Annotated in this window: 14 protein-coding genes; 8 read left to right on the forward strand and 6 right to left on the reverse strand. The window is 73.4% G+C overall.

Going from position 1 to position 18,708, the window contains the following annotated elements; all coding sequences use genetic code 11:
- Position 1 precedes the first annotated feature (1 nt).
- Together O2W18_RS00970 and nrfD are read left to right on the forward strand one after the other, a co-directional pair.
- Positions 2 to 1,138, forward strand: a complete 1,137-nt coding sequence (locus tag O2W18_RS00970) for a 4Fe-4S dicluster domain-containing protein (RefSeq protein ID WP_269185717.1) — start codon at positions 2 to 4, stop codon at positions 1,136 to 1,138.
- Positions 1,135 to 2,235 carry an NrfD/PsrC family molybdoenzyme membrane anchor subunit gene (gene nrfD, locus O2W18_RS00975; RefSeq protein ID WP_269185718.1) on the forward strand — a complete coding sequence of 367 codons (1,101 nt, stop codon included), beginning with the start codon at positions 1,135 to 1,137 and terminating at the stop codon, positions 2,233 to 2,235. The genes O2W18_RS00970 and nrfD overlap by 4 nt, the downstream gene beginning before the upstream one ends.
- Before the next feature lie 1,708 nt (positions 2,236 to 3,943).
- Here the strand turns inward: nrfD and O2W18_RS00980 are convergent.
- From O2W18_RS00980 to O2W18_RS00990, 3 genes are all read right to left on the reverse strand, one after another.
- Positions 3,944 to 4,516 carry a diguanylate cyclase domain-containing protein gene (locus O2W18_RS00980; RefSeq protein ID WP_269185719.1) on the reverse strand — a complete coding sequence of 191 codons (573 nt, stop codon included), beginning with the start codon at positions 4,514 to 4,516 and terminating at the stop codon, positions 3,944 to 3,946.
- Between the two features lie 53 nt (positions 4,517 to 4,569).
- Positions 4,570 to 4,830 (reverse strand): hypothetical protein, encoded by a 261-nt coding sequence (locus O2W18_RS00985; protein WP_269185720.1) that lies wholly within the window; start codon positions 4,828 to 4,830, stop codon positions 4,570 to 4,572.
- A gap of 1,002 nt (positions 4,831 to 5,832) precedes the next feature.
- Complete coding sequence (locus O2W18_RS00990; protein WP_269185721.1) at positions 5,833 to 7,194, reverse strand: sugar transferase; 1,362 nt, start codon at positions 7,192 to 7,194, stop codon at positions 5,833 to 5,835.
- Between the two features lie 601 nt (positions 7,195 to 7,795).
- Between O2W18_RS00990 and O2W18_RS00995 the strand changes: the two genes are divergently transcribed.
- Positions 7,796 to 10,009, forward strand: coding sequence for an Ig-like domain-containing protein (locus O2W18_RS00995; protein WP_269185722.1), 2,214 nt, complete (start codon positions 7,796 to 7,798; stop codon positions 10,007 to 10,009).
- A gap of 47 nt (positions 10,010 to 10,056) precedes the next feature.
- Positions 10,057 to 11,310 (forward strand): glycosyltransferase, encoded by a 1,254-nt coding sequence (locus tag O2W18_RS01000; RefSeq protein ID WP_269185723.1) that lies wholly within the window; start codon positions 10,057 to 10,059, stop codon positions 11,308 to 11,310.
- Between the two features lie 41 nt (positions 11,311 to 11,351).
- Here the strand turns inward: O2W18_RS01000 and O2W18_RS01005 are convergent, their stop codons facing one another.
- Positions 11,352 to 12,395 (reverse strand): glycosyltransferase, encoded by a 1,044-nt coding sequence (locus O2W18_RS01005; protein ID WP_269185724.1) that lies wholly within the window; start codon positions 12,393 to 12,395, stop codon positions 11,352 to 11,354.
- A gap of 37 nt (positions 12,396 to 12,432) precedes the next feature.
- Between O2W18_RS01005 and O2W18_RS01010 the strand changes: the two genes are divergently transcribed.
- The gene (locus tag O2W18_RS01010; RefSeq protein ID WP_269185725.1) at positions 12,433 to 13,023 is read left to right on the forward strand and encodes a phosphoribosyltransferase family protein; all 591 of its coding nucleotides are present in this window, start codon (positions 12,433 to 12,435) and stop codon (positions 13,021 to 13,023) included.
- Complete coding sequence (locus O2W18_RS01015; RefSeq protein WP_269185726.1) at positions 13,013 to 13,687, forward strand: haloacid dehalogenase-like hydrolase; 675 nt, start codon at positions 13,013 to 13,015, stop codon at positions 13,685 to 13,687. Before O2W18_RS01010 ends, O2W18_RS01015 begins: the two co-directional genes overlap by 11 nt.
- Positions 13,688 to 13,760: 73 nt before the next feature.
- Here O2W18_RS01015 and O2W18_RS01020 read toward each other — a convergent pair whose 3' ends face one another.
- Both O2W18_RS01020 and O2W18_RS01025 read right to left on the reverse strand, forming a co-directional pair.
- Complete coding sequence (locus tag O2W18_RS01020; RefSeq protein WP_269185727.1) at positions 13,761 to 15,278, reverse strand: O-antigen ligase family protein; 1,518 nt, start codon at positions 15,276 to 15,278, stop codon at positions 13,761 to 13,763.
- Positions 15,275 to 16,108, reverse strand: a complete 834-nt coding sequence (locus O2W18_RS01025; RefSeq protein ID WP_269185728.1) for a hypothetical protein — start codon at positions 16,106 to 16,108, stop codon at positions 15,275 to 15,277. Before O2W18_RS01025 ends, O2W18_RS01020 begins: the two co-directional genes overlap by 4 nt.
- Positions 16,109 to 16,433: 325 nt before the next feature.
- Here O2W18_RS01025 and O2W18_RS01030 point away from each other — a divergent pair, with 325 nt between their 5' ends.
- A complete protein-coding gene (locus O2W18_RS01030; RefSeq protein ID WP_269185729.1) occupies positions 16,434 to 17,348 on the forward strand; it encodes a glycosyltransferase in 915 nt (304 codons plus the stop codon).
- 5 nt (positions 17,349 to 17,353) lie between these two features.
- The gene (locus tag O2W18_RS01035) at positions 17,354 to 18,658 is read left to right on the forward strand and encodes a wax ester/triacylglycerol synthase domain-containing protein (RefSeq protein ID WP_269186726.1); all 1,305 of its coding nucleotides are present in this window, start codon (positions 17,354 to 17,356) and stop codon (positions 18,656 to 18,658) included.
- Positions 18,659 to 18,708: the final 50 nt, after the last annotated feature.

Here is an 18,708-nt window from a genome sequence, read left to right on the forward strand (position 1 = left end):
CGTGACCACCGTCAGCTCGGCGAGCCCGGCGCTCACCGGCAACGACCCGGCCAACCGGCTCTACGGCCCGCTGCCCGACGTGAGCGGGGAGGCCGGTTACGCCGAGGACCACCCCGCGCGGGTGGGCTTCTTCACCGACACCTCGGTCTGCATCGGCTGCAAGGCCTGCGAGGTCGCCTGCAAGGAGTGGAACACGCTCCCGATGGACGACGCGGACGGCAACCGTGACGTCATGGCGATGACCGGGATGTCCTACGACAACACCGGGATGCTCGGCGCCAACTCCTGGCGGCACGTGGCGTTCGTCGAGCAGAGCCGCGCCGTCGACCTGCCGATGCCCGGGATCGGGTTGCCGGGGGCCGGTGCCGAGGCCGCGGGCGCTCCCGGAGCGGGCTGCGGGAGCGGTGGAGGCGGCTGTGGGAGTGGTGGAGCCCCGGGCGACGCGCACGCCACGTCGCACGGCGGCAACGCCGACGGCGGGCTGACCGCGCAGTCCAGCGTGCTCAACGCCGAGGCGCTCAGCGAGTTCGACCCGCAGACCGGTCACTCGGCCGACCGGGAGATCCGCTGGCTGATGTCCTCCGACGTGTGCAAGCACTGCACGCACGCCGGTTGCCTGGACGTCTGCCCGACCGGGGCGCTGTTCCGCACCGAGTTCGGCACCGTGGTCGTGCAGGGCGACATCTGCAACGGCTGCGGCTACTGCGTGCCGGCCTGCCCCTACGGCGTCATCGACCAGCGCAAGGACGACGGCCGGGTCTTCAAGTGCACGATGTGCTACGACCGGCTCACCGACGGGCTGCAGCCGGCCTGCGCCACCGCCTGCCCGACCCAGTCGATCCAGTTCGGCGACCTCGACGAGCTCCAGGCCCGGGCCGACGCCCGGCTGGCCACGCTCAAGGAGCAGGGCGTGGAGACCGCCCGGCTCTACGGGCGGGACGAGGACGACGGCGTCGGCGGCGCGGGGGCCTTCTTCCTGCTGCTCGACGAGCCGGAGGTCTACGGGCTCCCGCCGGACCCGATCGTCACCACCCGGGACCTGCCGTCGATGTGGAAGCACGCCATCGGCGGCGCGGCCATGGTGGTCGGCTTCGCGCTCTCCGCCGTGCTCGGTTCACGCAAGGGGCTCGGGCGGTGACCGAGGGACTGGTGACGCCGGGCGCCGGCTGGCGTCGGGCCGATGGCCCGCCGGCACAGGTGCGCGAGAAGAAGCGGCGCAAGGGCGGCCGTCGCGGCGGTGGCCGGGACGGTGACCCGACCGTCGACGAGGCGGAGTTCACCTCCTACTACGGCCGGCCGATCATCAAGCCGCCGGTGTGGAAGACACCGGACGTGCCGCTCTACCTGTTCCTGGGTGGCGCCGCGGGCTCGTCGGCGGTGCTCGGTGCGATCGCCGACGTGACCGGTCGCCCGGCACTGACCCGAGCGGCGCACTACACGGCCGGCGGTGGGGCGCTGGCCTCGGTCGTCTGGCTGATCCACGACCTGGGCCGGCCGGCGCGGTTCCTGCACATGCTGCGGGTGATCAAGCCGACGTCGCCGCTGTCGGTGGGGTCCTACATCCTGGCGCCGTTCAGCGCCCTGACCGCGGCCACCGCCGGCATCCAGCTGCTGGAGGCCTTCCCCGGCCTGCAGAAGTTCGGGCTGTCGCGGATCGCCGGCTGGTTCCCCGGGCTGCGGAAGGCCGTGGGCACCACCTCGGCCGTCTTCGGTGGCCCGATGACCACCTACACGGCGGTACTGCTGGCCAACACCGCCGTGCCGTCGTGGCACGAGCCGTACAAGGAGCTGCCGTTCGTCTTCGCCGGCTCGGGGATGGCGGCCGGCGGCGGCATCTGCATGGCGTTCACCCCGGTCGCCGAGGCGGGGCCGGCCCGGAAGATGGCCGTTGCCGGAGCGGCGGTCGAGCTGGCCGCGATGCACAAGGTCGAGCACGACCACGGCATCGTCGGGGAGCCGTACCAGCTGGGCAAGGCCGGGAAGATGATGAAGGCCGCGAAGGCCTGCACCGCCACCGGCGCCGGGCTCACGGTCGTGGCCGGCCGCACCCGGGTCGGTGCCGCGGTCTCCGGGGCGCTGCTGGCGGCCGGTTCGCTGCTGACCCGGTTCGGCGTCTTCGAGGCCGGCATGGCCAGCGCCCGGGACCCGAAGTACACGGTCGTGCCGCAGCGGGCCCGGATGGCCGCCCGCGAAGAGCAGAAGCGCCAGGACGAGGCCAGCACCATCACCCGGTGAGCACCTGCACCACCCGAACTGCCCCGTACCCCGATGTCGGTGGTGCGGGGCAGTTCGCTGTCCCGTCCCTGACGGCGGTGACCCTGGGTGCGCACACGCCCGCCGGCCGGTCGAGTGACTAGGGCTCGACCGGATCTCCCGACGGCCTCATCGGGGAGGGGGCGTCGCCCACGATGTCGTCGAGCTCCGTGAGGGTCGGCTCGGTCGGCTCGACTGCGTCGGTCGGGCTGCGAGTCGGCGTGGGCTCGGTCGGGGTCGGCCGAGGCTCGGTGGGGGTGGGCTCCGGGGTGGGGGTCGGCTCCGGCGTGGGCGTGGGCGTGGGCGTGGGTGTGGGTGTGGGTGTGGGTGTGGGTGTGGGTGTCGGCTCCGGGGCGGGAGTCGGCGCGGGCTCGGGGTCGATCGGGGTCGGCGTCGGGGTGGGGCGCGACACCGCGGGGTCGGCCGGGTCGGCAGGGTCCGTCGGCGTCGGCGTCGGCGCGGTGCTGCGGGTGTTCCCGCCGGACCCGGCGTCGTTCGCCGGTGGCTGGTCGTCGGGCACGGCGGGAGGTGGCACGGTCGGCGGCTCGCTGGTCGGACCGCCCGTCGAGGTCGTGGGCGCGGTCCCGGCCCGGCGCGGCTCGTCCGTGGACGTGCCGGGTCGGGAGTCCGTGGCGCGCCCCGGTGTCCGGTCACGGGCGTCCGTCGGCGCGGTGTCGGCCGGGGGAGTCCGCCAGTCGGGGATGGCGATGGGGGTGGCCAACCCGGAGATCGCGGCCCCCCGGTTGAGGGCCTCCCAGGTCGCCGGGACCTGGTCGGGATCGGCGGCCAGTTGGGCGGAGAGCGGGTCGCTCAACCCGAGGCTGCTGTTGGAGCGGGCCAGGACCGGGGTGAGCGCGATCGCCGAGAGCGCGACGAGGGCGAGCAGCCGCTGTGGGCCGCGTCCCGGGGCTGACCTGCCCCGCGCCCACGTCGACCGTGTGCGGCGTGGAGGCGCGGCAGGTGCAGCGTGCGTGCGGAGCGGCCGGACCGATCGGGACGGCTGGTAGGACGGCGCGGACCGGGACAGGGTGCCGCGCCGCCGAGTCCCCGCGTCAAGGGGAGCGTGGCCGGCGCAGCGACGGCGGCCACGGGATGCGCGCCGTGCGGCACAGGCCGCGGGCTGCGAGGACCGGTGCACCTCCCGACGCCGGCGCCCAGCGGCGGGTGCACCGCTGGGGCGGCCGACCGGCGGGCGGGAGGCGTGCCTGCGTCGCAACGCCACGGGGCGCCCCTCGAGCACGTCCACGGAGGGGAACGCGGTCAGTTCGTGGCAGCGGTCCGGAGGTGCGCTGGTGAGGACGGCACCGATGAGGAGGGCGGCCAGCATCCCGACCACAGGCCATGCGACCAGCAGCCACCACCACACCACGGGGTTCCCTCGTCTCGGCCGGTCTGCCCACGCTGGCAGCCTCCTCAGAGGCAAGGTTCGTCCCCTGGGACGACCCCGTCAATCGCTCGTCCCAGCTGCTGGCACCTCGGAGGCGTCACCGTCCTCGAACGGACGGGTCCGGTGTCAGCCCGGGAGGCGTGTCGGCGCGTCGCGGCCCGCGGGGGGTCACCGGGACGGTGGGGACGCAGCGGACCGCATGACGTGGAGCTGCCCCGTGCCGCCGGGACACGCCGGCACGGGGCAGGACTGAGGGCGCCACCGGCCGCGCGTCCCACTGCGCCGCTGCGGTGGGACGCGGGCTCAGCGGCGAGTGCCGCTGTAGCGGATGACCCGTTGGCCGCCGATGCTGCGCGCGGCGGTCAGGCAGAGGGTGGCCCGGCGGTGCACCTCGCTGGGCGAGGCGTCCGGCGAGAGCCCGGCGATGCCGGCGCAGGCGGTGAGGCCTGGGACACCGGCGTCGGCCACGACCTCGAGGAGCCGGTCGGCTGCGGTCTCGGCGTGGTGGGCGGCAGCGCCCAGCAGGACGGCGAACTCGCTGGGACCCGAGCGGGCCAGCCAGTCGCTGCCGCGGAGGCTGGCCGACAGTGCCGCAGCCACCTGGTCCAGGTGGCTGGCCGGCAGTGGCCAACCGGTGTCCCGGCGGAGCAGTCCGACCAGCACGAGCGCTGCCGGGGAGGCGTCCGAGGCTGCCGTCTGCCCGGCGATCCGGTCCAGCAGGGTGGCTCGGGTCGGGAGGAGGCAGACGGCGGGAGTGGCCTGCACGTCGGGCAGCGGCGAGATCTCGTGGGCAACCGGGTCGGCGGCGATCGACATGGAAGGGATGTCGTCGCCCTGCCCGACCCGGTTGAGTCCGCCGCGGCCGGGGTGCCTCATCGGAGGGAGGTGGCCGGCGCGCATGTCTCAGCGCGGTCGGTGGTGCTCCGGGATCAAGGTTCGAGCAGGGCGCCGAACCGGTCGATCAGCTCGGACACGGTGCCGGCGGTGGCCGCTGCGGTCGCAGAGCCCGGGGTGGTCGTCCCGCCCGCTGCGGCGCTCGACGAGGTGCCGACCGTCGTCTCCGGTGCGGCCGTCGTGGTCGGCGCGGTCGTGGTCGGCGGCGCACTCGTCACGGGCGCCGTGGTGTCGGGCGCCGTCGTCTCGGGCGCCGTGATCTCGGGCGCCGTGGTGTCCGGCGCGTCCTGGCCCACGGGCGTCTCCGTGGCCGGACCGTCGGTCGACGGGGCATCCGAGGTCTGCGGAGCTCGCGGCGTGCTGTGTTCGGCCTTGGTGGGGTGCGTGCTGCCGACGGTCGGCCCTGCCCCGCTCGGGTCCGGCGTCGGGCCGGATCCAGCCGGGACGGCCTCCAGCGGCTCGGTCCCGGCCGGAGAGTCAGCAGTCGGGCCGCCGGGGGTCGATGAGCCGGGGAGCGGGCCGGCGACCGGAGCGCTGTCCGAGCCGGCTGCGGGGCGGTCGTCCTGGGGCGTCGCTGTGCCAGGAGCAGCCGGTCCGGCACTCTCGGTTGCGACCGCGTCCACCGGGGAGCTGCTGGGGGCGGCGGAGGCAGGAACCGGGCTGGGCGATGCAGCGCCGGCCAGGACCCCGCCGCGGTGGAGCTCCGTCAGCGTGTCACCGGCCTGGTCGGGGTGGGCGGCGATCTCGGCGGCGACCGCGTCGTTCAGCCCCAAGGCGCTCGTGGACCGGGCGAGCACCGGCGTCGCCGTGATCAGCAGCAGCACCGCGGCGGCGAGGATTCGCTGGGGTGTCCGGCTGCTGGGGCGGCGTGCGTCAGGGTGCGAGCTGGGCGCCTCGTCGGCCGCGTGCCGTCGACGAACCGGCGCCTCCGGGTCCGGCAGGGCCGGCTGGACCGGCGACGCGGCGACCACCCGGTGCCGGCCAGTGTCGGTCGGTGCTGGCGGTTGCTGGACCCTGCGGTGACGGCCCGAGGTCTCCGGGCCAGGTCGATCGGTGTGCACCTCGTGCGTTCCCCCCTCGTGCGCCGACCATGGGCCGACGGCAGGAAGGTAGTTCCCGTGGCAATCTGTGACCAGACGACCACGGCGTGTCGAGAGCGACACGCAGAGCCCCGGTGCGCCGGTCGTCACCGACACGCTCATCGCAGACGTCGAAGCGCCGCATCCGACGGCTCGGTCGTCCAGTCCGGGGGGTGGGCCGGTCGGCGTCGAGGCGAGTGGGTCCCTGCCCCCGAGCGGTCAGTAGGCCCCGGATCCTCGGAACACGGCCCCGACGGTCTTCCAGAGGATCATGAAGTCGAAGGTCAGCGACCAGTTCTCCACGTAGCGCACGTCCATCCGGACCGAGTCGTCCCAGGACAGGTCCGACCGGCCGCTGACCTGCCACAAGCCGGTGAGGCCAGGCTTCACGAGGAAGCGCCGGTGCATGTCGAACCCGTACTGGTCCACCTCGCTCGGCAGCGGCGGGCGGGGTCCGACGAGGGACATCTCGCCGCGGAGGACGTTCAGCAGCTGGGGGAGCTCGTCGAGTGAGTACCGACGCAGGACCCGGCCGATCGGGGTCACCCGTGGGTCGATCTTCCGCTTGAACAGCACGCCGTTTCCGTCGTTGGACTTCCCGAGGGCGGCCACCATGCTGTCGGCGCCGGTGACCATGCTCCGGAACTTCAGCATCGAGAAGGTCTGACCGTCCCGCCCGACCCTGACCTGGCGGTAGAGGACCGGGCCGCGGCTGGTGAGCCGGATCGAGATGGCCAGGACGACGAGCACGGGGGCGAGGACGAGCAGGCCCATCAGGGCCGAGATACGGTCGAAGGCGTCCTTCGTCAGCCTGCGGACCCCGCGCAGCTCCGGCCGCTCCATGTGCAGGAGCGGGAGGCCGCAGACCGGTCGGATGCGGACCCGCGGACCGACGACCTCGGTCACTGCGGGAGCGAGCAGAAGCTCAGCGCGCGTCTTCTCCAGATCCCATCCCAGTCGACGCAACGCCGGCCCGTCGAGTTCGGGGGAGGGCAGGACCGCCACGGTGTCGACCTCGTACCGGTGGACGACGTCCACCACCTCGTCGAGGCTGCCGAGGACGGGCAGACCGTCGAAGGACTCCTTGTCCCGGGGGGTGGCTGAGGGCAGGCAGCAGCCGATCACCCGGTAACCGTGGTAGGCCTCCCGGTCGATCTGTTCGTGCAGGGCGTGGACGCCGCCTCGGTGCCCCACCAGGAGGGCGGTCTGCTGGAAGCGCCCGTGTCCGCGCTGGCGGTGCAGCCACTGACGCTGCAAGTGGCGATGGGCCAGCGTGAGTGCCGTCGCCGCGGGCAGTGCGAACACGACGAAGCCTCGCGCCACTTCCAGCTTGAACGCCCAGGACACAGTGCCCACCAGCGCGAGCAGCAGAGCGGAGGCGAAGAAGACGCGGCGGAACTCCTCGGGGCCCACCCAGAGGAAGCGCTCCTCGTAGCTGCGGGACACCAGCATGGCCAGCACCCACACCACCGGGAGGGCCAGCGCGAGCCAGAAGGGGCTGTGGGATGCGTCGGCCCGTTCGGGCCCGAACCGCAGCAGATAGCCGAGGAGGGCAGCGAGAGCCGCACAGGCGCCGTCCACGACCACTGTCCGCCGGACGTACGCTCGTCGCCAGGCCCGCCGGGCGACGGTGCCCTCGCCTCGGATCCCCTTGGGTGGGACGCCCGACGCGCCCGTCCCAACCGTTGCGCGCGGTCGCGGGCCGGCGCCGACGAGGTCAGGCGCATTCAAGCCGCTCATACATGGACCCCCGTGCGCAGTCGACCCGATGAGGGGTGCGTGGCTCACCCCCTTGCCGGAAACGGCGGTGTCCATCGGCAAGGGAAAGGTAGCGGTCCGTGACCGGCTTGGATACTCGAGTGGCCAAGATCCGGTAGAACGCCGTTGACCGTCCGCACTTTGCCTTCACGACCAGTTACTCTCAGTTGCGACACTCCGTGATGCAATCGGTGCCACGGTGGTGTGCGACGACCACGACATGGCATGCCTCACTTCGACCCTGGGAACGCTTTCACCTGGGTGGCATCGCGTGTCACAGTTCTCTGCCTTCTCGCGCACTTCGGCTGTGTGGGGGCTTGAGAGTCGGAGGACGCACATGCTCGCCACCCATCCTGGGGCCGCCACGTCGTGGAGGGGCGGTCCGGTCGGCCGGCCCACGCCCCGCCGACACCGGTGGGGCATCGTGCCGGCACTTGCTCTGGGGCTGCTCGCCGCCGTTCTGGTCGCACCGCCGGTGGCCGCTGCCCAGCCGGTGCTAGGCGAGGGCGACCCCCTGCAGGCAGGTGAGTACGTCGTCGTCGTGGACAGCCCCGAGCTGACGGAGCTGGCGCGAGCGCACGGGGTCCGGGTCGAGGAGTCGACCACCGGGCCGCTCAACTCCCTGACCGCTCAGCTCACGGCGCGCCAGGCGCAAGCCCTCGCGGCGGACCCGCGGGTCGTGGCGATCTCGCCGAACGTGACCTTCACCGGCAACGCCCAGGTCCTGCCTCCGGCCGTTCAGCGGGTGGACGCCGACGAGCCGCCGGTCTCGGCGGGATCGCCGACGGCGCCGGTGCCGGCCGGGGGCATCGCCATCATCGACACCGGCATCGAGGCGCACCCCGACTACACGATCGGCGGGGGTGCTGACTGCATCGGTGCCGGCACGACCACCGACGACAACGGCCACGGGACCGGAGTGGCTGGCGCGGCCGCCGCGATCTCCAACGACCGAGGCCTCGTCGGGTCGGCCCCCGGCGCCACCTTGTATGCGGTCAAGGTCCTCGACAGCAAGCTGAAGGGCACGTTGTCCGACATCGCCTGCGGGCTCAACTGGGTGGCGGCCAATGCCGATGCCCTCGACATCCGGGTGGTGAACCTCAGCCTCGGCACCCCGGGCACCGACAGCGGCGACTGTGGCGTCGCCGCGGGCGACGTGCTGCACCAGGCCATCTGCGCCGTTGTGGACGCCGGGGTGGTCCCGGTGGCCGCCGCAGGCAACCAGGCCGCTGACCTGGCGACGCAGGTCCCGGCCAGCTACGACGAGGTGCTGGCCGTGACGAACGTGGCCGACTACGACGGCCGCCCGGGCGGGCTGGCCGGGACGCCGCCTTGTGCGACCAGCAACGCCGACGACACCCCGGCGGTGAAGACCAACTACGCCGTCACGGCGGCGGACGCCGCCCACACGGTGGCGGCGCCGGGCGAGTGCCCGTACACCACCAAGAAGGGCAACAGGTACGGCTACATCGCGTCAGGTTCCAGCATGTCGGCCGCCATCGCCTCCGGGGTGGTGCTCGACTGCATGCAGGCGGGACGGGCGTGCGCTGGGCAGAGCCCGGCCCAGGTGATCGAGACGCTGATCGCCTCCGCCGCTGCCGTCAGCGACACCCACGGCTACGTCGGTGACCCGACCTCGCGCACCGGCCAACAGTACTGGGGCTACATGCTGACCACGCGCTTCGACGGCGACGCGCCTCCGCCGCCGCCGATCGGCACGGGGGACACGACAGCGCCGGCGGTCCAGCTCCTCGCGCCGGCGGACGGCGCAGTCGTGTCTGGCTTGGCCACCTTCCGGGCGAGTGCTTCCGACGACGTCGGGGTGACGGCCGTGGACTTCTACTCGGGCACCACGCTGCTCGGCACGGCGTCACCAGTGGACGGCGGCGTCTGGGAGTTCGTGTACGACACGACCGGCACCCCGGACGGGAACTACCCGGTCGTGGCGAGGGCCCGTGACGCGGCGGGGAACGTGGGAAGCAGCTCGTCGGTCACCATCACGCTGCAGCAGTCCTCGACCGCGCCACCGGGATCGACGGACACGACGGCGCCCGCGGTGCAGGTGGTGGCGCCGACGAGCGGGTCGGTCGTCTCCGGTTCGGTGGTGCTGCGGGCCAGCGCCTCGGACGCGGTGGGGGTGACCGCGGTGCGCTTCTACTCGGGGTCCTCGCTGCTGGGCAGCGCGACCCAGGTGGGCGACGCGTGGGAGTTCGTGTACGACACGACCGGCACCCCGGACGGGAACTACCCGGTCGTGGCGCGGGCCTATGACGCGGCGGGGAACGTGGGAAGCAGCTCGTCGGTCACCATCACGCTGCAGCAGTCCTCGACCGCGCCACCGGGATCGACGGACACGACGGCGCCCGCGGTGCAGGTGGTGGCGCCGACGAGCGGGTCGGTCGTCTCCGGTTCGGTGGTGCTGCGGGCCAGCGCCTCGGACGCGGTGGGGGTGACCGCGGTGCGCTTCTACTCGGGGTCCTCGCTGCTGGGCAGCGCGACCCAGGTGGGCGACGCGTGGGAGTTCGTGTACGACACCACCCGGACTCGGAACGGTACCTACCCGGTCGTGGCGCGGGCCTACGACGCCGCCGGCAACACCGGGACGGCCGCTCCGATCGACCTGACCGTGCAGAACTGAGGCCGGGCGCCGGCGGAACCGTGGCAGGTGCTGCGAGGAGGCGGGGCGTGAGGGCTGCTGCGGCGATCCGTGCGCTGCGTTTCCGCACCGGGGGGCAGAGAAGTGCTGGCCGGTCGGCGGACGGCGCCGCGACGGTCGTCGTCGTCCTGCCGGCGTCCTACACCGGGCGCGGATTCGCGGAGAGCTGCGTCCAGATCTGCCAGCATCTCGGACGCGGCGACGTCCGGGTGATCCTGGTCCTCGCGCGGGCACGGGCGGCCATCGACGCGGAGGTGCTCGTCGTCCAGGCCCTTCCTGCACCGCTGCGGATGCTGCCTTGGCGCATGGTCACCGGCTTGTCCTGGTTCATGGAGCATCGGCTGCACGCAGTCCTCCGCGGCCTGGACCCTGCGACGACCGTCGTCTACTTCTGGCCGACGCCGTCGGCGCGAGTCGTCCGGGAGGTGGGGCGGCGAGGGTTCCTGACCGTGCGAGAGATGATCAACAGTCCGTGTGCGACGGCCCGCGAGACCCTCGACGAGGCCTACCGGCGCCTGGGCGTGCCACCGGCGCACGGGATCGGACCGGCTCGGGCGGAGGCGGAGACCGACGAGCTGCGCTGCTACGACCACGTGTTCGCGGCCAACCCCGAGGTGGAGACCGCGCTGGCAAGGATCGGCGTCCCTCCGGCGCGGATCCTCCCCACCAGCTTCGGCTGGTCACCGAGCTGGTTCCGGACCGACGTCGCGGAGCCGCCCCGCGCCAGCCGCCCCGGGCGGCCGGACAGCGCGGGTGTGCGCGTGCTGTTCGTCGGCTTGGTGAACGTGCGCAAGGGCGTCCCCGAGCTGCTGGAGGCGTGGCGTTCGGCCGGGCTGGCGGGAGAACTGCTGCTCGCCGGCGCCCTCGAGCCGGCCCTCGAGGAACGGCTCGCGGAGGCCGTGGGCACCGGCTCGGTCCGCTACCTGGGATTCGTCGACGATGTGGCGGCGCTGTATCGGTCGTGCGACGTCTTCGTCTTCCCCTCGTTGGAGGAAGGCGGGCCACAGGTGACCTACGAGGCGGCTGCCTTCGGGTTGCCGATCATCGCGACCCCGATGGGGGCGGCCCGGCTCGTGGAGGACGGGGTGTCGGGCCTGGTCGTCCCCCCGGCTGACCCTGCCGCGCTCGCGGCGGCGCTGCGTGCCCTCGCCGCCGATCCGGACGGGCGTCGGCGGATGGGGGAGGAGGCCCGGAGACGGGCAGCGCAGTTCGAGTACCGCACCGTCGGAGAGCAGCGTGCGGGGCTGCTCCTGCAGGCACTGCGCCGACGCACCGACCTGTGAGCGCTGTGGCGCGACGGTGATGGCCCGTGGCCGTCGGCCGATCAGCCGCCGGCAGCCCGCCGTCGGCGCAGCCGGGACCACGGTCGGCGGGCACTGCGGGTGCCGCCCGAGATCAGGTGGGCCAGGGCATCGGCGACGCTGGGCAGGTTGCTGGCCGGCCCCTGGTCGAGATTCCCTCCCGCGTGGGCCCGCGCAACCATGTCGGCGGTGATCCGATCGGAGATCTGCACCACCGCGCCGAGCTCGTCCAAACGCGACACCAACTGCTCTTGATGGTCGTCGACGTGTTCCCCGCGATCGGCAGTGCGTGCCATGACCAGCGGCATCCTGCCGTTCCTGAGCGCCGTGGCGATTGCGCCGGCGCCGCCGTGAGTGACCACCGTCCCCGACTTCTCCACGGCCGCCCGGAATTCGTCGGGCGACAAGAACTGGTGGAACTCACCGTGCCGGCGAGACCGGGCGGACACTCCCGTCTGGACGACGAGGGGGGCCGGGAGGACACCGTCCTCCGCCGCGTCGTCGACGGCGTCGAGCAGGCGGTGGAACGGGACGTCGTGCGAACCGACGGTGACGAACGTCCCCGTGCCCGGCCGCTCGCCGAGGGCGGCGACGTCCTCGAGGAGCATGGGCCGGCAGACCGTGGCATCGGGATAGACCCTCAGCAGATCGGGCCACTGCACGATGACCCTGGCTCCGCAGCGGCGCAGGAAGCGGCCGGTGTGGCTGCCGCCGGTCACGCGTGCCATCGTCTCGATGAAGACGAGTTGGGCACCCAGCAGGCGGGCGACGACTGCGAACGGGACGGCCAGACCCGCCCCCGAGGTGATGACCAGGTGGGGGCGCTCGCGCAGCGCCAGGACGGCGCCGGCCACGATGGCGGAGAGCCGCAGGCTGCTGCGGTCGAGCCGGGGGAGGGCGTGCACCCTCTCGCCGGAGGCGCGCATGCTCTCTGCGCGGGCGCCCTCGCTGGTGATCCAGACGCGTTCGCGGTCGGAGAGCGCCGGCAGCAACCCGTGCAGCAGTTCGAGGTGGCCACCCAGGCTCGCGATGAGGTGGACCCGATGATCCTGCGCGCGACCGGTCACTCTCTCGGAGACCCTCTCTGCTTGCTAATGTCGCGCCGTGTTCAAGCGGCCGGAGCGTCGAGACGTATACGGCGAGGACTTCGACGTCCTGTGCCGCGACCTCGCTGACGATACCCGGGCGTTCGACGCCGATCTCGTCGTCGGGGTCGAGACCGGTGGTGCGCGCGTCGCCGAAGCCATGCTGCCGCATCTGGGGAACCCCGCCTACGCGACCGTGCGGTGGCAGCGCCCGGCCACCAAGGCGAAGGACAGGCTGGGCATGGGGGCGGTCACCAGTCGGCTGCCGCGCCCGCTCGCCGATGCGCTGCGGTGGCTCGAGGTCGAGGGGCGCGAACTGGCGCTCGGGCGACGTCCGCTGGTGGTGCAACCAGGCGCGGAGAGCCTCTTGGCGAGTTCGGACCTGCATGCCCGGGCGGCCACGTCCCGCCGGATCCTGGTCGTGGACGACACCGTCGACTCCGGTCTCACGCTGTCCGTGGTCACCCGGGCGGTCGAGATGGCCCAGCCCGCCGCGGAGGTGCGCACGGCGGTCCTCGCCTCGACGTGGCGCCGCCCGCCAGTACGGCCGGACCACTGTCTGCTGGACCGGACGCTCCTGCGGCTGCCGTGGAGCTTCGATGCTGCCTGAGCGCCCCCCGCTGGCGGTCAGTCGAGAGCTGTGCGGGGCGGTCCTCGCGTGTGACCTGGACGGGACGTACTGCCGGGTCAACACGTTCCCGCGCTTCGTCAGCTTCGCGCTCCGGCGGCTCGCCCAGCAGCGTGACCTGTCGGCGCTGGTGCGGCTGGGGTGGGCGATCGGACGCCGCAAGGTGTTCCGCGGTTCGCACCTGCGGTTCAAGGCCGCCGTGCACGACGCTGGGCAGCGGATCGAGCCGTCGGCGCTGCGTTCCTGGGCGGCCGATCTCCTGCAGAGCGCGCCCCACGACGCCGTCGTCGACCTCGTTGACGGGTGGGGAGGGCCGACGTTGCTGGTGACGGCGGCGCCCGCGGTCTATGCCGACGTGCTCGGCGAGCTCGCCGGTTTCACCGAGGTCCAGGGCAGTGACTACGACGCATCGGGCCGCTACGTGGAGAACGTGCACGAGAACAAGGCAGCCCGACTCCGCGCCTCCCTGTCCGGACCGCTGGACTCCGCGATCACCGACGACACGGTCGTGGACGGGCCGCTCCTGGCGCTGGCGGTGCGTCCGTTGGTGGTCGGACCCGACGGGCGGGTGGCCGACTTCATCCCGGCGCCTGTCTCGACTCGTGCAGCCGGAGAAGAGACGTCACCGACCCACGGGACGCGCTAGTCCTGCACGTACCAGACCACGTCGAGGCGGTCGTCGGGCGCCCCGGGCGTTCGCCCCTGCGAGCCCGGGTGGCTCACAGGCCAGGCTCGCTCCCGACGATCTCCTCCGGCTGCCCAGCGTCCGCGGCGGCCGGTGTCCTCCGGGCGCGGGCGCTGGTCACCAGCCAACTGCCCACCGCCAGGAGGAGCAGGAACAGCATGAACGTCTGCTGGAACGCGAACGCATCGAAGAAGAAGGCGGATGCCGCGTAGCCGCCGAAGGCGCACGCGAGGGCGAGGGCCAGGTGTCGCTCGGCGGACGGCAGCCGGGCATCGCGCGTGTGCCGGACCATGACGACCGCAGGCAGGACCAGCATCACGGCCATGGCGAGCAGGCCCACGAGCCCGCTCTCCAGCAGCGTCGACAGGTACTGGTTGTCCAGGATGAGCGCGTTGGTGTCCGGACCGTCGATGATGCGGCTGCCGACTCCCGTGCCGAGGACCAGGGCATCCTGGGCCTCGACGAGGCTCGGCCCCAGGTCGGCCAGTCGGCCACTGCCTCGCCAACCGGGCGAGGAGTACTGGGACGCGATGAGCTCCTGCGGGTCCAGGAACGAGCGGACCAGGCCCAGGACGACGCCGGGGATCAGGAGCACCGCGACCAGCCCGAAGGGCGCGGCACCCAGCAGGAGCCGGACGAAGAGCGTCCAGTGCGTGAAGAACACCAGGGCGGCCATCACGACCAGCATCACCACCAGCGTCCGGGACCCGGTGAGGAGGCCGGCGAGCACCAGCGCCACAGCGGTGCCCAAGTACAGGACCCGGCGGGCCTCCGGGGACCGTGGCCAGGGGCTGTACCGGGACAGGAAGACGGCGACCGGCAGCAGCATCGCGAGTACGACCGACAGGGCGATGGGGTGGTTGGCCGAGCCCAGCGCCCGGGTCGTGCCGGCACGGGTGACCACCGGCGCATCTGCCAGCAACTGCAACGGGAGGACCCGGTCCAGCAGGAGGAAGACGTTCGTGCCCGTCACGGCCTCCACGGCGACGCTCAGGGCGACGACCAGAGCCGCGAGCACCAGCAACCGGCACAGCCAGTCCGCGATCCAGGAGGACGTGCACAGCTGGCGGGCGACGACGAAGATGCCGACGGTCAGGAAGGCCTGCACCGTGGTGAGCACGGCGGCGCCCACCTGGCCCAGCTCTCCGAGGGCGTGCAGGTTGGCCAGCACCGACAGCAGGCCCACGGTCGGGAACGCCAGCACCGGGACGAGGAACGGGGAAGGCCGCCACCGGGCACTGCGGTCCAGGGCCAGGGAGAGGAAGAGCAACACGAGCATCCCCAGGACCACCAGTCGCCAGGGGAGGGCAGCCGAGGACCCGACGAGGGCGAACCGGCCGGCGGGGATCCACATGACGGTCAGCACGAGGACCGCCAGGAGGCCGCGCGGGCCGGTCAGCCAACGACGGAACACCACCCCGAGGGCGATGACCAGGATCCCGGCCGCGGTCACCTGAGGCGGCGCGGTCACCGCCAGCGCGAGGATGCCGGCGAGGATGAACGCGCCGAGCAGGCCGGCCCGGAGTCGCTCCGAGCGCAGCGCGGTGGTCACTCCGAGGTGCTCCGCGCCAGCGCCCGGTGGTCGTCCTCGGCCCAGGCGCCCTGGTCGGTCGCCGGGACCTCGGCGTCGCTCCGGTGCGCCCCGCGGGCGGCCGAGCCGTCCGCACCGCCGCGGGTGGCCCGGCGCGACCGCACCATGCGGGCGTTCGTGCGGTAGACGACCAGCAGCAGCACCACGAAGAGGACGACGGCACCCACCAGGACCGCCGAGACGAGGGAGGATCCGCCGTCCACGAGCGTCGCGGAGGCGGTGCGCAGCACCGAGACGTCGACCCGCCGGTCCTCGGGGATCTCGGCGGCGTCCTGCTGGGCGTCGACGTAGGCCAGGAACTCGTCTGTCGCGGCTGCCGCCATCTCCTCGGCGCGCTCCTCCGACGTGGCGGTGCTGACGATGTCGAAGATCGGCAGGTCAGCGTTGGACCCGAAGCGCTCGTCGCCCGCCGGCTGCGTGGTCCGCAGGAGCGCGGTCAGCGACTCGTCGGGGCCGAACTCCCCGACGGCCTCCTCGGTGCGGTCGCGGATCTCGTCCCCGGTCACGATCCAGGCGTAGACCATCGCCAGCGCGGTGAGGTCGGCGTCCTCGGGGGCTGCGGCCGGGTCGGCGTCCGTCGTGCCGCCGAGCTGAGCGGCGTACACCGACAGGCTCGGGTTCGACAGCAGGATCGTCGACCTGCCCTCGTAGACGGGGGGCGTCCGCGGCTCCAGCCCGGACGAGGTCACGGAGTAACCGGCGAAGAGCCCCGCGACGACGGCGAGGAGGACTCCGAGGGCGACCAGCGCACGGTTCTCCCGCACCGCCCGGCCGACGAGGGTCAGGTCCATGATGTGATCTCTCCGTCTGTGGGGTTGCGCCGCCAGCTCCGAACCGCTCCCGGCCCGGAACATCGTAGGTGGGCGACCGACCTGGTCCCTAGTGCTCGTCACCCGATCGGTGTTATGGCACTTCTCACCGGCTGGCGGGGATGGTCATGTCAGATCGACTCAGACAGAATCCGTCTGCCGCCGTGGCGCGGGTGTCGGATGCCGCGGGCATCGGGTGCGCTGGGTGGCGACGGGGAGGAGTTGGGATGTCAGTGGGCGGAACCGCAGGCCCGCGATCGACGGCCCCTGTCGGGACGACCCGGGGCGCCGGCCCGCGGGTGGGAGCGTGAGCCCGGCCGCGCCGGAGAACCTGCCGTCGCTGACCGCGGTCGTCTGCACGCGCAACCGACCGGAGATGCTCGCCCGCCTGCTCGCCTCCATCAAGGAGTGCGCGGCGGGTGTCGACGTCCTCGTCGTCGACTCGGCCTCCGAGACGCCGCGGACGATGGAGGTCGCCGCCGAGGCGGGCTTCCGTGCGGTGCGGGTCGACCGGCCGGGACTGTCCGTTGCCCGCAACGCCGGGATCGCCGCGGCGACCAGCGAGCTCATCGCCTTCACCGACGACGACTGCATCGTCCGCGACAGGTGGGTGGACGCGTTGGCCGAACGGTTCCGGGACCCGCGGGTCGGTGTCGTGACCGGACGGATGCTCGACGCCGACGCACCCGCGGGGAGCGCTCCCGTGGTCTCCCCGCGCCAGGCCCGCCGCACCGTCGACGGCCTGGACCTGGGCCACGGGGCCAACATGGCGTTCCGCCGTTCCGCCGTGCTGGAGCTGGGTGGGTTCGACGACTTCCTCGGTGCCGGGACCGAGCTGGCCGGTGCGGAGGACCTGGACATGTTCTGCCGGTTGCTGCGCGCGGGCTGGCACGGCGCGTTCGAGCCGCGCAGCGAGATCCACCACGCCCACACCCGCGACGACGCCGACTATGTCCGGCTGATGCACGGCTACGCCAGGGGCGCTGGCGCCTCCCTGGCCAAGATGATCCGGGTCGACCGGTCGGCGGGGGCGGACATGGCGATCGTGCAGGGCCGCAGGGTGGCCCGTCGGCTGCTGCTGGGGTCCTCGCGGCGTGGTGGTCGCCGCGTCGCGCTGGCGCACGCCACCGGCCTGGCCGCCGGCTTCCGGACCGGGATGGCGCTCCCGCTCGCCGACGAGACGTTCGCCGAGCCCGGCGCCGCACGGTCGGGCGCGGCGTGACCACGATGCAGCAGGAGAACGTCGTCCAGCCGTTGGGCCCGGTCGAGGAGCGGTTCCTCCGCACGCTGCCGGGCCGACCCCAGCACATGACCAGCTGCGTCTACGTCCTCGACGGGGCCGGGCTGCGTGACGCGCAGGGGCGGCTGGACTTCCCCGCCCTCCGCCGGCACCTGGTGTGGTGGGGCGGCGGCGCCCCCTACCGGTCCACCCGCCTGGCTCCCTCCCTGCTGGGGCTGACGCCGCCGGCGTGGGTGTCCTCGGCCGGGCGGGGCCTCGAGTCGGCGGTTCGGCTGTGGCCGAGGCCGTGCGCGGTCGCCGACCTGGCGGACGTGGTGGCCGAGTGTCACCTGACACCGGTGGACCTGCGCGTCGCGCCCTGGCTCTGGACCGTCGTGGACGACCCCGCCGGCCCCGTCGGGATCGTCTTCCAGGCGCACCATGCCTGGGCCGACGGCATGCTGTCGCTCCAAATGCTGTCCGGCTCCATGACGGCCGTCCCCGGGTCGCTACAGGCCCCGCCGGTGTCGCTCCCGTCCGGCCGGCCCCTCGGCGCCGTCGGCGTCGCGGTCGAGCTGCTCCGCCGCTGGTGGGCCGACCAGCCGACCTGGCGGGCCGCCGCCCGTTCGTGGTCGGCGCGACCCCTGGGTGCCCGGGTCCGCCGCGTCCTCGGCCGTCAGCGCTGGGCCCTGGCCCAGCTGCTCGACCGACGTCGTCCGCCCACCGGGCCGGTGTCCGCCGCGCTGGCCTTCCGCTGGCGGGAGCTGCCGCTCAGCACGGTCTCGCGCCTGGCCCGGGAGAACGGCGGGAACGTCAACGAGCTGATCGCCGCGGCGACGGCGCACGCGCTGGTCACCGTCGGGCAGGCCGATGCCTCCGGTGGCGCGCCCTGGGTGCTGGTCCCCATGTCGGCGCGCGCGGGCGGGGAGGACCTGGCGGCCAACCGGGTCCGCGTGGTCCCCGTACGGGTCGACGTCGCACGGGGCCTGTCCGAAGCCGTCAGCGGTGTCCGGGCACAACTGCGCGACGAAGCGCCCGCGGGTGCGGGCGACAGCGCCGTCCGGGTGCACGCGACGACCATGCTGGGCCCGCGGGACGAGCAGCACCTCGGCTCGGCCCGGGTCGAGCAGTGGGCCCTGATGCCCTCGCCCGGTGAGGACGAGGACTTCGCCGTCATCGGCTTCGTGCGGCGCCGCACCGTCGTGGTCTCCGTCGCCGTCCGCGACCCCGGGGTGGCCGAGGCCTTCGCCGATGCGGTCGCCGACGTCCTGTCCGGCCGCGTCCCCACCACGACCGGAGGTCCGCCCCGGTGAACCCCAGATGGTCGCGATTGCTGTCCTCGGCGCGCGATGTCGGCATCGTC

Source organism: Modestobacter sp. VKM Ac-2983 (assembly GCF_026967885.1).
In the GTDB taxonomy this organism is placed as follows: Bacteria; Actinomycetota; Actinomycetes; order Mycobacteriales; family Geodermatophilaceae; genus Modestobacter.

Bases quoted from the DNA above. Each gene is read 5' to 3' on its own strand.
- O2W18_RS00980 (WP_269185719.1), bottom strand. From the start codon at position 4,516: ATGAGGCACCCCGGCCGCGGCGGACTCAACCGGGTCGGGCAGGGCGAC.
- O2W18_RS01035 (WP_269186726.1), top strand. From the start codon at position 17,354: ATGCAGCAGGAGAACGTCGTCCAGCCGTTGGGCCCGGTCGAGGAGCGG.
- O2W18_RS01015 (WP_269185726.1), top strand. From the start codon at position 13,013: ATGCTGCCTGAGCGCCCCCCGCTGGCGGTCAGTCGAGAGCTGTGCGGG.
- O2W18_RS01025 (WP_269185728.1), bottom strand. From the start codon at position 16,108: ATGGACCTGACCCTCGTCGGCCGGGCGGTGCGGGAGAACCGTGCGCTG.